At 66.3% G+C, this 15,116-nt stretch carries 10 protein-coding genes; 5 read left to right on the plus strand and 5 right to left on the minus strand.

From position 1 onward, the window contains the following. Window positions 1-45 precede the first annotated feature (45 nt). Window positions 46-768 carry a dienelactone hydrolase family protein gene (locus AC1RPL_RS18290; protein WP_493071362.1) on the minus strand — a complete coding sequence of 241 codons (723 nt, stop codon included), beginning with the start codon at window positions 766-768 and terminating at the stop codon, window positions 46-48. Window positions 769-836: 68 nt separating this feature from the next. Between AC1RPL_RS18290 and gpmA the strand changes: the two genes are divergently transcribed. From gpmA to AC1RPL_RS18305, 3 genes are all read left to right on the plus strand, one after another. Beyond that, complete coding sequence (gene gpmA, locus AC1RPL_RS18295) at window positions 837-1,523, plus strand: 2,3-diphosphoglycerate-dependent phosphoglycerate mutase (protein ID WP_493071364.1); 687 nt, start codon at window positions 837-839, stop codon at window positions 1,521-1,523. A gap of 247 nt (window positions 1,524-1,770) precedes the next feature. Beyond that, the gene (gene purE / locus AC1RPL_RS18300) at window positions 1,771-2,226 is read left to right on the plus strand and encodes a 5-(carboxyamino)imidazole ribonucleotide mutase (protein WP_493071795.1); all 456 of its coding nucleotides are present in this window, start codon (window positions 1,771-1,773) and stop codon (window positions 2,224-2,226) included. Beyond that, entirely contained in the window at window positions 2,223-3,296 is a 1,074-nt protein-coding gene (locus tag AC1RPL_RS18305) for a 5-(carboxyamino)imidazole ribonucleotide synthase (RefSeq protein WP_493071365.1), read from the plus strand. The genes purE and AC1RPL_RS18305 overlap by 4 nt, the downstream gene beginning before the upstream one ends. Before the next feature lie 110 nt (window positions 3,297-3,406). Here AC1RPL_RS18305 and AC1RPL_RS18310 read toward each other — a convergent pair whose 3' ends face one another. The 3 genes from AC1RPL_RS18310 to AC1RPL_RS18320 all read right to left on the minus strand — a co-directional run bounded on the left by AC1RPL_RS18310 (window position 3,407) and on the right by AC1RPL_RS18320 (window position 7,885). Further along, complete coding sequence (locus AC1RPL_RS18310) at window positions 3,407-4,351, minus strand: DUF808 domain-containing protein (protein WP_493071367.1); 945 nt, start codon at window positions 4,349-4,351, stop codon at window positions 3,407-3,409. Between the two features lie 352 nt (window positions 4,352-4,703). Beyond that, window positions 4,704-5,003, minus strand: a complete 300-nt coding sequence (locus AC1RPL_RS18315; RefSeq protein ID WP_493071369.1) for a hypothetical protein — start codon at window positions 5,001-5,003, stop codon at window positions 4,704-4,706. A gap of 14 nt (window positions 5,004-5,017) precedes the next feature. After that, window positions 5,018-7,885: a M16 family metallopeptidase gene (locus tag AC1RPL_RS18320; protein ID WP_493071371.1), complete on the minus strand. Its 2,868-nt coding sequence runs from the start codon at window positions 7,883-7,885 to the stop codon at window positions 5,018-5,020. A 127-nt stretch (window positions 7,886-8,012) separates the two neighbouring features. Here AC1RPL_RS18320 and AC1RPL_RS18325 point away from each other — a divergent pair, with 127 nt between their 5' ends. Beyond that, a complete protein-coding gene (locus AC1RPL_RS18325) occupies window positions 8,013-9,701 on the plus strand; it encodes a M20/M25/M40 family metallo-hydrolase (RefSeq protein ID WP_493071373.1) in 1,689 nt (562 codons plus the stop codon). Between the two features lie 219 nt (window positions 9,702-9,920). Here AC1RPL_RS18325 and AC1RPL_RS18330 read toward each other — a convergent pair whose 3' ends face one another. Continuing rightward, window positions 9,921-12,218 (minus strand): TonB-dependent receptor, encoded by a 2,298-nt coding sequence (locus AC1RPL_RS18330; protein ID WP_493071374.1) that lies wholly within the window; start codon window positions 12,216-12,218, stop codon window positions 9,921-9,923. A gap of 254 nt (window positions 12,219-12,472) precedes the next feature. Here AC1RPL_RS18330 and clpB point away from each other — a divergent pair, with 254 nt between their 5' ends. Next, window positions 12,473-15,052, plus strand: coding sequence for an ATP-dependent chaperone ClpB (gene clpB, locus AC1RPL_RS18335; protein ID WP_493071376.1), 2,580 nt, complete (start codon window positions 12,473-12,475; stop codon window positions 15,050-15,052). Window positions 15,053-15,116: the final 64 nt, after the last annotated feature.

A 15,116-nucleotide genomic window follows, 5' to 3' on the forward strand; every position in this document is an offset into this window, starting at 1 on the left:
CGTTAACCTTGAAACGCGACTCGGGCGCCCGCTCCCGGCGCCCTCTCAGGCGAAGACTTCCTCGAGGAAATTGGTCATCGCCTGCCAGCTGCGGCGGTCGGACCTGGGCTCGTAGACTACCCCCGGGATGGTGGAAGTCTTGCGGTCCTGGTCGGTGAAGGCATGGCCGGCATGGCCATAGGCGTGGATCTGCCAGTCGGCGCCCGAATCGGTCAGCTCCTGCGCCAGCGCCACGGTCTTCTCGGGCGGGGCGATCGGGTCCTTCCAGCCATGGCAGATCAGCAGCTTGGCCTGGATCGGATCGACACTGGCATAGTCGGGACGGTCATAGACGCCGTGGAACGAGACGCCGCCGAGAATCGGCAGTCCGGCGCGGGCCATGTCGAGCACGCACTTTCCACCGAAGCAGAAGCCGATCGCGGCGAGTCGGGCCGAATCGACTCGGTCGAAATCCGCCAGCGCTTCGAGCGAAGCGGCGAGCCGGTCGCGCAGCAGCGGCCGGTCGGCGTTGAGCTGGGCCATGTAGACACCGGCGTCGGGGCCATGCTGGGTGCGCTTGCCCTGTCCGTACACGTCCGCCGCCAGCGCGACATAGCCGAGCCTGGCCAGGTTCTCGGCATGGAGATTGTCCGCTTCCTTCTGGCCAAGCACGTTCGGCAGGACGAGTATGCCGGGGCGCGGGGCCGTCACGTCGTCTGCATAGGCGATCACGCCTTCGAACGGGCCGCCAGGGCCTTGATACACCAGAGTCCGCCGAACGATCGCCATGCGCGCTTCTCCTTGTCCCCGCCGCTCCTGCCGCTAAGAGCGCTCGCATCCGGTTGCAAGGAGTTCACATGCCCACGCTCGTCCTGATCCGCCACGGCCAGTCGGCCTGGAACCTCGAGAACCGCTTCACCGGCTGGTGGGACGTCGACCTGACCGAGCAGGGCGTGCAGGAAGCCTGGGCGGCGGGCGAGCTGATGAAGGAGAAGGGGCTCGATTTTGACCTGACCTTCACCAGCTTCCAGAGCCGCGCGATCAAGACGCTCAACCTCGCGCTCGAGGCGATGGGCCGGCTGTGGCTGCCGACGCAGAAGAGCTGGAAGCTCAACGAGCGCCATTATGGCGGCCTGACCGGGCTCAACAAGGCCGAGACCGCGGCGTTGCACGGCGAGGAGCAGGTGAAGATCTGGCGCCGCAGCTTCGACGTGCCGCCGCCGCTGCCGGAAGAGGGCTCGCCCTGGGACCTGGCCAAGGACACGCGCTATCACGGCGTGCCGATCCCGCAGACCGAATCGCTGAAGGACACGATCGCACGCGTGCTGCCCTATTGGGAGGAAAGCATCGCCCCCGAGCTCAAGGCCGGCAAGCGCGTGCTGATCGCCGCGCACGGCAATTCGCTGCGTGCGCTGGTCAAGCATCTGTCGGGGATCCCCGACGAGGAGATCGTCAGCCTGGAGATCCCGACGGGGCAGCCGATCGTCTATGAGCTGGACGGCGACCTGAAGGCGCTGGATCGCTACTATCTGAACGAGCGGTAATGCGCCGTAATCGACGCTAGCGATACGAGCCAAGGCTGGTCTCTCAACCGGGAGACCAGCCATGAACCAACTTTCTCGCCGCTTTGAGCGCCGCCTGCGCGGATACGAAAAGCACCATAACTGCGAAATCCCCGCCCAAACTCTTCCAATCTTGCGCCACCAGGAGTTGCCCTCCCCCGCCCGCGCCTCTAGGAACCGCGCTTCCAACAGCATGGGGCAAGGCGTGGCACCTCTGGTCGGCATCATCATGGGCAGCACCTCCGACTGGGAGACGATGCACCATGCCGCCAGGATCCTCGACCAGCTTAGCGTGGCGCACGAGACCAAGGTGGTCAGCGCACACCGGACCCCCCAGCGGCTCTATGACTATGCCACCAGCGCGGCGGAGCGCGGGCTCAAGGTGATCATCGCCGGGGCCGGCGGTGCGGCGCATCTGCCCGGCATGGCGGCGTCGATGACGCATCTCCCGGTGCTCGGCGTGCCGGTCGAATCCAAGGCGCTGAAGGGCATGGACAGCCTGCTCTCGATCGCCCAGATGCCCGGCGGCATTCCGGTCGGCACGCTGGCGATCGGCAAGGCAGGCGCGATCAACGCCGGGCTGCTCGCCGCCGCGATCCTGGCGATTTCGGACGAAGCGCTGAGCCAGCGCCTCCAGGCCTGGCGCGCGGCGCAGACCGAGAGCGTGGCGACCGACCCCGAATGAGCGCGTTTCCTCCCGGATCGACCATCGGCATATTGGGCGGCGGCCAGCTCGGCCGGATGCTCGCGGTTGCCGCCGCACAACTCGGATACCGCACGCATGTGCTGGCACCCGATGAGGAGAGTGTCGCCGCGCAGACTGCCTCCAGTTACACGCGCGCCGATTATCACAGCCGCATCGTCCTCGATGAGATGGCCTCGCAATGCGACGTCGTGACCTATGAGTTCGAGAATATTGCGATCGGCCCGGTCGAATTTCTCTCGGGGAAGGTGCCGGTGCGCCCCGGCGCGCAGAGCCTGTCGATCGCGCAGGACCGCGCGCGCGAAAAGGCGTTCGTCGCAGCCCTAGGCGGCAAGACCGCGCCCTGGGCGCTGGTCGAGACGCGCGAGCAGCTCGACGCCGCGATGGCCGAGATCGGCGCGCCGGCGATCCTGAAGACGCTGCGCCTGGGCTATGATGGCAAGGGCCAGGTGCGTATCCGCGATGCAGCGGATGCGGCTTCGGCCTGGAAAGAGATTGGCGAGCGGCCGGCGATTCTCGAAGGTTTCGTGGAGTTCACGCACGAGTTTTCGATCATCACGGTGCGCGGCGTGGATGGGTCGCTGGCCAGCTATCCGCCGCCGTGGAACGAGCACAAGGACGGCATCCTCGACCGCTCGACCGTGCCGGCTCCGGCCGAGATCGCGCGCCACTGGACCGAGGCAGCGGCGCTTGCCGGCCGGGTCGCCGAGGCGCTGGGCCATGTCGGGGTGCTGACGCTGGAGTTCTTCGCGACCGACGAGGGCCCGGTGTTCAACGAGATGGCGCCGCGCGTCCATAATTCGGGGCACTGGACGATCGAAGGCGCCGAGTGCTCGCAGTTCGAGAACCATATCCGCGCGATCTGCGGTCTGCCGCTCGGCTCGACCGGGCTGACCGGCACGGCGATCGAGATGGACAATCTGATCGGCGACGATGTCGACCGCTGGGAGGAGCTGCTCGCCGAGCCGGGGACGCATCTCCACCTCTACGGCAAGGGCGATGCCCGGCCGGGGCGGAAGATGGGGCATGTCACGCGCGTGAAGCGAGGCTGAGCCTCGTCACCCTTCATTCGTCATTCCCGCGAAGGCGGGGATCCAGAGTCAAGAGCGACACGGCAGAGAAACCCTGGATCCCCGCCTTCGCGGGGATGACGGTTTAGGGTCTAGTGGGCCGCCGCAGCCTTCTTCCGCGGGGTCAAGTGAATCGCGCCGACGATCACCCCGCCGACGATCAGCCCGACGATCCCCGAACCGATCGCGCCGACCAGCCATTCGACGAAGCCCTGGGCGAAGGGCACCGCATGGCCGGCGACCTCCGCCAGATGATGCACGAAATGCGGGACCGCGTTCAGTCCGAACACTTCCAGCCCGTGGAGCAGGATGCCGCCGCCGACCCAGGCCATCGCCCCGACGCCGATATGCGACAGCGCCTGGAGCAGCACGGGCATCGCGTGGACGAGCCCCATGCCGAACCGCTTGGCACCCTTCGAGGGGCGCTTGCTCAAGTGCAGGCCGATATCGTCCATCTTCACGATCAGCGCGACTACGCCGTAGACGCCGATAGTGATCGCCACCGCCACCGCCGCCAGCGCCGCGGCACGCATGCCGAGCGACGCGGTGGGCAGCTCGGCCAGCGCGATCGCCATGATCTCGGCCGACAGGATGAAATCGGTGCGCACCGCCCCGGTTACCTGGCGCTTCTCCAACTCCGCCGCAGTCTCGATCCCGGCGACTTCCTCCTCGGCATGATGGCCGGTCAGCGCCTCGATGATCTTCTCGGCCGCCTCGAAGCAGAGATAGGAGCCGCCGACCATCAGCAGCGGCGTCACCGCCCAGGGCGCGAAGGCGCTGAGCAGCAGCGCGATCGGCAGGATGAAGAGCAGCTTGTTGCGGAGCGACCCAAGCGTGATCTTCCAGATGATCGGCAGCTCGCGATCGGGGGTGAGGCCGACGACATAGCGCGGCGTGACCGCAGTATCGTCGATCACCACACCCGCCGCCTTGGCGCCCGCGCGGCCAGCCGCGCCCGCGACATCGTCGAGCGATGCCGCCGCCAGCTTGGCCAGCGCCGCAACGTCATCCAGCAACGCAACCAGACCGCCCGCCATGTCTTCCCCTTTTGTGACTGCGGTCCAGCACATAGCGGAGCCGCAGGTAGGCGCAACGCTCGCCCCTGCACCATTTCTCCTCACCGACCCCATCAGCGCTGCGCATGGCCACGCGACAAGGCGGCATCGGCTTCGGTGGTGCCACAGCCAGCGACCGGTCCATCGTCCGCTCTCGTTGTCCAGTGGCGGACCGATCGTGGAAGGCGCGGTGCCGTTCCCGCTGGCGCCGTGTCTTGCGGAAGCGGGGCGTGGCTCCCCTGAGCCTTGTTCGCGCTTCCGCGTCGTTCCCAAACGCAAAGCGCCCGCCCCGCATGTGCGGGACGGGCGCTTCGTTAGCCCTACGGCCGCGTGCTTAGGCGCGCGTGCCCGTCAGCGGGAAGGCGCCGAAGGCACCTGCCGTCACGGTGCCGGTGAGCGTGTCACCATCGACCGTGGCTTCGCCGGTCAGCGTCATCGGCATGGGAACCGAGACGTCCATCGACCAGGTCAGCTTGTCGCCATCGACCTTGCCGTCCTTGGCTTCGGCATTGCCCATCGCGCCGGCGAAGGTGCCGGTGAAGGTGTCGCCGTTGCTGGTCACGGTGAACACCGCCGCCTGATCGCCCAGCGGCGACTTCACGACCGTGTTCCAGCTGCCATCCACATTCGCCATGGTTTCTCTCCTGATTAGTTGCCGGCCGGCTTGGTGCTTGCCAGCGAAGCTGCGGGGACCACCTCAACAGGCAGGCCGAGGCTGTCAAGCTGCGGCCGGACCTTCGCGGCATCGCCGACGACCACGAAAACGAACTTGTTCGGGTCGAGAGCCGCGCGTGCCGCAGCGTCAAGCTGGGGCACGGTGAGCGTGCGATATTTTTGTGCGATCGTGCCGAAATAATCGTCCGGACGGCGGCGGATGTCGTTCTGCTGCATCGCGCTGAGCACCGCGTCCGAGGTTTCGAAGCGGCCGGGCAGCTCGCGAGTCGAGCCGTTGACTTCGCGGGTCAGCTCTTCGTTGGTGACGCCCTTGGTGGTGAGGAAGTCCTTCACCTGCTGCTGGATCGCCTTGATCGACTCGCCGGTCTTGTCGGCCTGGACCGGTGCGCTGATCGTGTAGGGCACGGCATGTTCCAGGAAGGAGAAGCCGCCGCCGGCGCCATAGGACCAGTGCTTGGCCTCGCGCAGATCCATGTTGATCCGCGAGAGGAAGCCCGAGCCGAGCGCCTGGTTGGCGGTCGCCACGGCCAGCGTGTCCGAGAAGGGATCGATGCCGGTCAGCTGCGCCGCGACGATCTGCGACTGGGGCGAATTGGGCCGGTCGATCAGGATGATCCTGGGCGTCATCGCCTGGGTCGAGGCGGTGAAGCTCTTGGTGCCGGCGGCACCCTCGCCCTTCCAGCCGCCGAAGCGCGATTCGAGCGCGGACTTGATCTCGGCGAGCGGACGATCGCTGACCACGAAGATCTTGGCCTTGTCCGGACGGATCCAGGCCTTGTGCCAGGCGACGAGATCGTCGCGACTGATCGTCTTGACCACCGCCGGATCGCCGGCGCCGGCACCGAGCTTCGCATAGGGGCTGCCGGCGGCGTAGAGCACGCGCGGCACCATGCGGCCCGACAGGCCCTGCGGGCTGGTCAGCTCCTGCGCGATGCCGGTGAGCATCTGGACGCGGACGCGCTCGAGTTCGGCAGGCGCGAAGGAAGGACGCTCGACCACATCGGCGAACAGGTCGAGCGCACCGGCCAGGTTCGGGCTGGGCGTATCGACGCTGAGATAGGTGCGGTCCGACGAGCTGCCGGTGTCGATATTGGCGCCGAGCCGTTCGCGCGCTTCGGCAAAGGCAGTGGAGTCGAGCGTCGTCGTGCCTTCGTCCATCATGCCGAGCGTCAGGCGCTGGGTGCCGAGCTTGTCGCCCGGATCGGCGGCGACGCCGGCATCGAAGCTGAGCACCACCTGGGTGATCGGCACCGCATCGCGCTTAGCATAGACCAGCTCGATACCGTTCGAGAGCTTGGTGCGCTCGACCTTCGGGAAAACGAGATCGCCGATCGGGGCGACGGCGGGCAGCGCGCCGCGGGTACCCTTGACCGGCTCGGCCTTGGGGCCTTCCGCCGGCTTGACGACCGGAGCGACCGCTTCCTGATAGGCTTCGCGCGCGCCGGGCACGACCATCACGGTGAGCGCGGGCCGGTTGAGCCACTTGTTCGCGGCGGCGGTTACCTGGGCCGGCGTGACCTTGGCGGTCGCTTCCAGTTCCTTCTTGAAGAACAGCGGATCGCCCGAATAGAGCTCGCCCGAGGCCAATGCCACGGCCTTGCCGCCAAAGCCGCCGACCGATTCGAGGCCTGCGATGCGGCCCGAGACCTTGGTGGTGGCGACTCGCGTCACTTCGTCCGCGGTCGGCCCGTTCTTGAGCAGGTCGGCGAGGATCTCGTCGATCCGCTTGGAGACGAGCGCCGGATCGGTGCCGGGCTTCACCACCGCCTGGATGGTGAAGATGCCGATCTGCGCCATCGACTGGACGCTGGCCGAAACCTGCACCGCGGTCTTGTCCTGGCGGACCAGCGCATTGTCGAGCCGCGAGCTGGCGAGGCCGCCGAGCACCGAGGCGAAGACGTTGAGCGGCGTCGCGTCCTTGTCGTTCAGGCCGGGCACCGCCCAGGTGCGCACCACCAGCGTGGCGGCGACGTTGTCCTTCAGCGTCACGGTCTTGGCCGCGGGCAGCGTCGGCACGGTGACCGTCGGCAGCACGCTCTTCGGGCCGGCCGGGATCGCACCGAAATACTTCTCGATCAGCGGCTTGGCGGTCTTCGCGTCGATATCGCCGGCGAGCACCAGGATCGCGTTGTTCGGGCCGTAATGCGAGCGGAACCAGTTCTTGACGTCGTCGAGGCTGGCAGCGTCGAGATCGGCCATCGAGCCGATGACGTTATGGCCGTACGGGGTGGTGCCGAGCAGCTCTTCGAGGATCTTGTAATAGACCAGCCCGTATGGCTGGTTGTCGCCTTGGCGCTTCTCGTTCTGGACGACGCCGCGCTGCTCATCGAGCACATCCTGGGTGATCGCGCCGGTAAGATAGCCCATGCGGTCGCTCTCGAGGAACAGCGCGCGCTCCAGCGCCGGGCCGGGCACCGTCTCGAAATAATTGGTGCGATCGAAGCTGGTGGTGCCGTTGAAATCGGTGGCGCCGACCTGCTTCAGGGGCTCGAAGAAATCGCCGGGGGCGTTTTCCGAACCGTTGAACATCAGATGCTCGAACAGGTGTGCGAAGCCGGTCTTGCCCTTGGGCTCATGCTTCGAGCCGACATCGTACCAGGTCGAGACCGCGACGATCGGCGCCTTGCGATCGGTGTGGACCAGCACGCGCAGGCCGTTCTTCAGCGTGAACGCCTCGTACGGGATGTCGACGCGCTTCACGAGATCAGCCACGGGCACGGGCTTGGCGGCCGGCGCGGGTGCGGCGGCAGTGGCGGGCGCCTGCTGTGCCGCGACCGGCATGGCGGCGCCGATTGCGAGCGCGCAGACCGACGCGCTGCAGAGCATCCGGAACGATTTCATGTGACTGTTTCCCCGACAGGACCTTGGATGGCGCGAGCATAGCGCAGTGTATGACCCAGGCAAGTCAGTTGCGCGCGATACTATTTGCTCTAGCCTGCGGAAAACTGGGGCCATTTTGGGAGTTTCCATGCATCGCACGCCGCTTCTTGTCGCGCTTTCGCTTTGCCTGTCGCCGGCGAGCGCCTGGGCGCAGCAGAATGAACCGGTGTTCAGCCCCGACGAAGTGCGCGCGCATGTCGAGTTCCTGGCGGACGACCTGCTCGGCGGGCGCGACAATGGCACCGAGGGCTTCGACATCGCCGCGCGCTACGTCTCCAGCCGCTTCGACGCGATGGGCTTCAAGCCGGGCGGTACCCGGGGCTGGTACCAGCCGGTGAACATCGCCGAATATGTGCTCGATTTCGACAAGCCCGCACTGCTCACCGTGGGCACGAAGAAATATGAAGGCGGCACCGACATACTGGTCGCCCCCAGCCCGCGCTTCGGCGACGAGACGCAGACCGTCACCGGCGACGCGGTGTTCGTCGGCCATGGCCGCGAGGAGGATTATGCCGGGCTCGACGTGACCGGCAAGTTCGTGATCGCCACGCTCGGCCCGCCGCCGGGAGCGATGGCGGGCAAGCTCGACAAGGCGGCGATCGCCGGCAAGCACGGCGCGCTCGGACTGCTCTATCTGATCACCCCGGACAATCTGAAGGGCGCCTTCCCCTGGGAACAGGCTGTGATGTACTTCCAGCAGCCCCAGACGAACTGGCTGGCCCCCGATGGCTCCCCCAAGGGCGAAAATCCCGGGATCAGGATCGGCGCCTATGTGAAGGGCGCCGCCGCAGACGCATTGTTCAAGGGCGCGCCGATGAGCGCGGCGCAGGTCTATGCGACGATCGCGGCACCCGGCGGCATGCCGGGCAGCTTCGCGCTCAAGCAGCGCGTGACGCTGCAGCGCACCAGCATCGTCACGGTGAAGAAGAGCGAGAATGTGATCGGCGTGCTGCCCGGATCCGATCCGAAGCTGTCGAGCGAATATGTCGTGATCTCCGCCCATCTCGATCACGAGGGCACCCAGCCGGACGTCGAAGGCGAGGACAAGATCTTCAACGGCGCGATGGACAATGCCGCCGGCGTGGCCAGCATGCTCGAGGCAGCACGCGCCTTCACCCAGAGCGGCAAGCGCCCGCGCCGATCGATCCTGTTCGTCGCGCTGACCGCCGAGGAGGACGGGCTGATCGGCTCCGAATATCTCGCCCGCTATCCGGTGGTCGGCAGCGGCAAGGTGGTGGCCGACGTCAATCTCGACATGCCGATCCTGCTGTACGACTTCCAGGACGTGGTCGCGTTCGGCGCCGAGCATTCGACGCTGGGCCCGATCGTCCAGCGTGCGGCGGCGAAGATGGGCGTCACCCTGTCGCCCGATCCGATGCCCGAGGAGCAGCTGTTCCTGCGCTCGGACCATTACAGCTTCGTCAAGGCGGGCGTGCCTTCGGTGTTCCTGGTCACTGGCTTCAAGAATGGCGGCGAGAAGGCATTCCGCGACTTCCTCAAGACCAACTACCACAAGGTCTCCGACGATCTGAAACAGCCCTTCGACTGGAAGGCCGGGGCCAAGTTCGCCAAGATCAACTACTTGATCGCGCGCGAGATCGCCGATGCCGACCAGGAGCCGCGCTGGTACGAAGGCAACAGCTTCGGCATGCGCTTCGCCAAGGACGCGCCCAAGGCGCCGCGCCCGGCCGATGCGCCGGTGCCGGCGGTTTCGGCACCGCGGCCGGTGGTGACGATAAGCGTGCCGCCGCCTGCGCCGGCATCCAAGAAGAACTGATCGCCCCACTTTCGTCATGCTGATCTTGTTTCGGCATCCAATGTGCGGCGAGCGGTGGCACCTGTTCGAAAAGCCGCCGCCAAGCCCGACCTTGGACCCTGAAACAAGTTCGGGGTTGCGAGGGAATGGCGAGCGCCCTTCCAAAACGAGAAAGGCCGAGGCTTGCGCCCCGGCCTTCCCGTTTCCCCTCCAGGATGCTGTCCGTGGGAGGGAGAAGCCCTAGAACCCGGCCTTCAGCGTCACGAAGAACTGCTGCGGGGCTCCGACCATCAACGTCTGGTTGTCGCCGGAGTTGCCGAAGCCGTTGGTGCCGATCGTCGATACATATTTCTTGTCGAACAGGTTGGTCGCGTTGGCCTGGATCTCCAGTCCGTGCCCGCCCAGGTTGAACTTGTAGCCGAGCGTGGCGTCGACCAGCACGCGGCCGTCGACCGACTGGTCGTTGGTGTAGGTAAAGTAGCGCTTGCTCATATAGTTGGCGCCGATCCGGGCGTTGAAGCCCGAGTTCGCATAGGTCAGCTCGCCCTTGAGCAAATGCATGGGCGCATCGACCACGGTCTTGCCCTTGGTCGCCGCGAGCAAAGTGCCGGCAGCGTTGCGGACATCGTCCTGATAGGTCGAGTCATTGTAGCTGTACGATGCGAACACCCCGAAGCCGCTGCCCAGGCGCAGGTCGCCGGTCGCCTCGAAGCCAAGCGAGCGGACATCGCCGACATTCTGCAAGGTCACCGGATTGCCGACGATGCCGGCGCCGGTGGTGACGCCGAGCAGGCGGTTGCGAAAGTTGACGTAATAACCCGCCAGCGACCCGGTGAACGGTCCCGAACGGACCCGGCCGCCCAGCTCATAGGTGTCCGACTGTTCGGGCTTGAGCTTGGTCGAACCCGAAAGCAGCGCGTTGAAGCCCGCCTGGGTGGTCGCGAACGGGCCGGTGGTGGCCGATGCGGTGAAGGCGCGCGTCACCTGGCTGAACCCGCCGAACAGTTCGGCGCCGCCACCAAGGCGGAAGTTGAAGCTCGCGGTCGGCTGGAACCAGTCGGTCACCTTGATCTCGCCCGAAGCGAGGCTGCCGGCGGTGATCGGATCGGCCGAGTTCTTCACGCTGAAGCCCTTCCAGCCCAGGTTCAGCGTGAACCCGCCGAAAGTCAGCTTGTCCTGGACATAATATTGGAAGGTGTCGGTGGTGTAGTCATAGTCCCACTGCGTCGCGAAGGAATCCGACTGGAAATCCAGGCTGTCGCGGGTGACCGCGGTGCGGCTCGACAGGGCGTAGAAGCGGCGCGCCTGCTGGAATGCGTTGTTCTCATACCAGCCGCCGACCGTCACTTCGTTGGTCTCGCCGATCTTGCCGGTGAGGTGACCGAACACGCCCTTGCGGTCCATGTCATATTCGGTGGTGCGGATCGAGATCGGCGAGGCGCCGGCGCCCGGGCTCGGGACATAGGGCGTGTACCACAGACCCTGGCCGTGATTGTTGTGGTAATAGCCCTTGAGCGCGAAGTTGAGCCCGCCGGTGTCGCCCTCGACGCCGAACGCGCCCAGCCAGTCGCGGCGCAGGCCCGCGGCGTCATAATAGGCATCGTCCACCGTCGCGATCGGCGTGGGATAGACCGTGCCCGCCGCCACGTTCGACACGGGCGCGCCGGTATCGCCGCGATTATTGGCGATGTCGGCGATGCGCACCGCCAGCGCGTAATCGTTCGAGATATTGTCCCAGTCATAGCCCAGCCGGTTGATCATGCCGAGCGACAGGTCCTGATAGTCGTTCTCGCGGCGGTCCGAATAGCTGAGCGTGCCGACCAGGCGGATGCCCTCGGCCAGCGGGGCGACGATCTTGCCGTTCGCCTGGTTGGTGCGCTGCGAGCCCCAGCCCTTCCACTTGTCGAGGTCCGAATAGACGTACGAGGCATAGGCCTTCACGCCGCCGCCCAGGTCGCCGGTCTCGATCCGCCCGAAGATGCGCTTGGTGTTCTCGCTGCCATAGGTGCCCTCGGCGTGCACGCCGAACTGGTCCGAGGGATCGCGCGAGAAGAATTCCAGCGTGCCGCCGAGATTATTGGTCGCCTGGGTCCCGATCGAACCGGCACCCTGCGAGACGCGGACCTCGCCGACATTCTCGGATGTGATCGCGCGGCTGATATGGAGGCCGTTGACGTTGCCATAGCTGGCGTCGCCGAGCGGAATGCCGTCGAGCGTGAAGCCCAGCTGATTCTGGTTGAAGCTGCGGATCGAGACGCGCTCGGCCCATTCATAGGCGCCGAAGGGGTCTGCCGCGGTGAAGTTGACGCTCGGCAGCTTCTCGATCGCCTTCAGGGGGCTGGTGCCGGCGGCGAGCTCGGCGATGTCGGAGCTGTTGAGCTGCTGGACCTGGCGGGTCTCGCCGCGGCCGATCACCACGATCGAAGTCTGGTCGGCGCCCGCATCGTCGGCCGGAACCGGTGCGATCGTCTCCTGGGCGAAGGCAGTACCCGACAACAGCATCGACGTGCCGGCGAGCAGAATGGAAAGCGTACGCATGGGCTGATTCCCCCGTCAGGGCGGCATGCCCTGCTGCGCGGGGGCTAGAATTTGTGCGTTGCAGCATCGCGTAGTGGCGATGGCAGTTGCGAGACGCTGGCGTTACAGGTTTCGGACATGCAACGAGTGCGCCGGGTCGCGGGCAACTTGGCGACGGCGCGCGCGTACCTACATGATGCAGACAGCGTAACGAGCGCCCCTTGTGTTGCATTTTCGCAACACTATCTCGCGGGTACGAACCAACAGGGACGAGCATGAACCTCGAGAAATTCACTGACCGCGCCAAGGGCTTCCTCCAGTCGGCGCAGACTGTCGCGATCCGGATGAGCCACCAGCGCATCGCCCCCGAGCATCTGCTGAAAGCGCTGCTCGAAGATGAGCAGGGCATGGCGAGCGGCCTGATCAACGCGGCGGGCGGCGACGCCAGGCGTGCGCTGAGCGAGACTGACCTGGCACTGTCGAAGATCCCCGCCGTCTCGGGCGGCGGCGCGCAGCAGACGCCGGGCCTCGATAACGACATTGTGCGGGTGCTCGACCAGGCCGAGCAGATCGCCCAGAAAGCCGGCGACAGCTTTGTCACCGTAGAGCGGCTGCTGGTCGCGCTTGCGCTCAGCCTCAACACCGCGGCCGGCAAGGCGCTGCAGGCGGCGGGCGCGAAGCCCGAGGCGCTCAACGCCGCGATCAACCAGCTGCGCGGTGGCCGCACCGCCGACACCGCCGGCGCCGAGGACCGCTATGACGCGCTCAAGAAGTTCGCGCGCGACCTGACCGAGGCGGCGCGGGCCGGCAAGCTCGATCCGGTGATCGGCCGCGACGAGGAGATCCGCCGGACGATCCAGATCCTGGCGCGGCGCACGAAGAACAATCCGGTGCTGATCGGCGAGCCCGGCGTCGGCAAGACGGCGATCGCCGAGGGCCTTGCGCTGCGCATCGCCAATGGCGACGTGCCCGACAACCTCAAGAACCGTACCCTCATGTCGCTCGACATGGGCTCGCTGATCGCGGGCGCGAAATATCGCGGCGAGTTCGAGGAGCGGCTGAAGGGCGTGCTCGACGAAGTGAAGGCCGGCGAAGGCGACATCATCCTGTTCATCGACGAGATGCACCAGCTGATCGGCGCGGGTAAGACCGAGGGCGCGATGGACGCGGGCAATCTGCTAAAGCCCGCGCTCGCCCGGGGCGAGCTGCACTGCATCGGTGCGACCACGCTCGACGAGTATCGCAAATATGTCGAGAAAGACGCGGCGCTGCAGCGGCGCTTCCAGCCCGTGTTCGTCGGTGAGCCGACGGTCGAGGACACGATCTCGATCCTGCGCGGCTTGAAGGAGAAGTACGAGCTGCATCACGGCGTGCGCATCACCGATGCCGCGCTCGTCAGCGCCGCGACGCTGTCCAACCGCTACATCACCGACCGCTTCCTGCCCGACAAGGCGATCGACCTGATGGACGAGGCGGCTTCGCGCATCCGCATGGAAGTCGAGTCCAAGCCCGAGGAGATCGAGAATCTCGATCGGCGCATCATCCAGCTCAAGATCGAGCGCGAGGCGCTGAAGAAGGAGACCGACGCGGCCTCCAAGGACCGGCTCGCCACCCTCGAAACCGAGCTGGCGAACCTCGAGGAGCATTCGGCCGGGCTGACGTCGCGCTGGCAGGCGGAGAAGGAGAAGATCAACTCCGAATCGCGGCTCAAGGAACAGCTCGAGGCCGCCAAGCTCGAACTCGACCAGGCCCAGCGCGCCGGCGATCTCGGCAAGATGAGCGAGCTCAGCTACGGCACCATCCCCGCGCTGACCAAGCAGCTGGAGGAAGCCCAGGCGACCACCAAGGGCGCGATGCTGCGCGAGGAAGTTACGCCCGACGACATCGCCGCCGTGGTCGCGCGCTGGACGGGCATCCCGATGGAGCGGATGCTCGAGGGTGAGCGCGAGAAGCTGCTCAACATGGAAGAAGTGCTCGGCAAGCGCGTGATCGGCCAGGCCGATGCAGTGAAGGCCGTGGCGACCGCGGTGCGCCGTTCGCGCGCCGGCCTGCAGGACCCGAACCGGCCGTTGGGCTCGTTCCTGTTCCTGGGGCCGACGGGTGTCGGCAAGACCGAACTGACCAAGGCGCTGGCGGAGTTCCTGTTCGACGACCCCAACGCGATGGTGCGCATCGACATGAGCGAGTTCATGGAGAAGCATTCGGTCGCGCGGCTGCTCGGTGCCCCTCCGGGCTATGTCGGCTATGAGGAAGGCGGCGTGCTGACCGAGGCGGTGCGCCGGCGGCCGTACCAGGTCGTGCTGTTCGACGAAGTCGAGAAGGCGCATGGCGACGTGTTCAACGTGCTGCTCCAGGTGCTCGATGATGGCCGGCTGACCGATGGCCAGGGCCGCACGGTCGATTTCTCGAACACGATCGTGATCCTGACGTCGAACCTGGGCTCGCAGTTCCTCACCAATCTGGGCGAGGGGCAGTCGGTCGAGAGTGTCGAGCCGCAGGTGATGGAAATCGTGCGCGGGCATTTCCGTCCCGAGTTCCTCAACCGGCTGGACGAGATCATCCTGTTCCACCGGCTGGCCGCGGAGCACATGGCGCCGATCGTCGACATCCAGGTCGGCCGGGTCGGCAAGCTGCTCAAGGATCGCAAGATCGTGCTCGACCTGACCGACGCCGCCCGTGCCTGGCTGGGCCGGGTCGGCTATGATCCGGTATATGGCGCACGCCCCTTGAAGAGAGCCGTGCAGCGCTATCTCCAGGACCCGCTGGCCGACATGATCCTGCGCGGCGATGTGAAGGACGGATCGACAGTGAAGGTGGACGAAGGCGACGGAGCGCTCGCGCTGTCGGTCGCCTGATCCGCCGGCAATGGAGGGCGGTGCCGCCGCCTTCCCCGCCTTCCTGGCGACGCACAAAAAAAGG

The organism is Sphingomonas sp. GW821-FHT12D09 (assembly GCF_058807215.1).

Coding starts and splice junctions, on each gene's coding strand:
- AC1RPL_RS18320 (WP_493071371.1), bottom strand. CDS start 7,885: ATGAAATCGTTCCGGATGCTCTGCAGCGCGTCGGTCTGCGCGCTCGCA.
- clpB (WP_493071376.1), top strand. CDS start 12,473: ATGAACCTCGAGAAATTCACTGACCGCGCCAAGGGCTTCCTCCAGTCG.
- AC1RPL_RS18290 (WP_493071362.1), bottom strand. CDS start 768: ATGGCGATCGTTCGGCGGACTCTGGTGTATCAAGGCCCTGGCGGCCCG.
- AC1RPL_RS18310 (WP_493071367.1), bottom strand. CDS start 4,351: ATGGCGGGCGGTCTGGTTGCGTTGCTGGATGACGTTGCGGCGCTGGCC.
- gpmA (WP_493071364.1), top strand. CDS start 837: ATGCCCACGCTCGTCCTGATCCGCCACGGCCAGTCGGCCTGGAACCTC.
- AC1RPL_RS18330 (WP_493071374.1), bottom strand. CDS start 12,218: ATGCGTACGCTTTCCATTCTGCTCGCCGGCACGTCGATGCTGTTGTCG.
- AC1RPL_RS18305 (WP_493071365.1), top strand. CDS start 2,223: ATGAGCGCGTTTCCTCCCGGATCGACCATCGGCATATTGGGCGGCGGC.
- AC1RPL_RS18325 (WP_493071373.1), top strand. CDS start 8,013: ATGCATCGCACGCCGCTTCTTGTCGCGCTTTCGCTTTGCCTGTCGCCG.
- AC1RPL_RS18315 (WP_493071369.1), bottom strand. CDS start 5,003: ATGGCGAATGTGGATGGCAGCTGGAACACGGTCGTGAAGTCGCCGCTG.
- purE (WP_493071795.1), top strand. CDS start 1,771: ATGGGCAGCACCTCCGACTGGGAGACGATGCACCATGCCGCCAGGATC.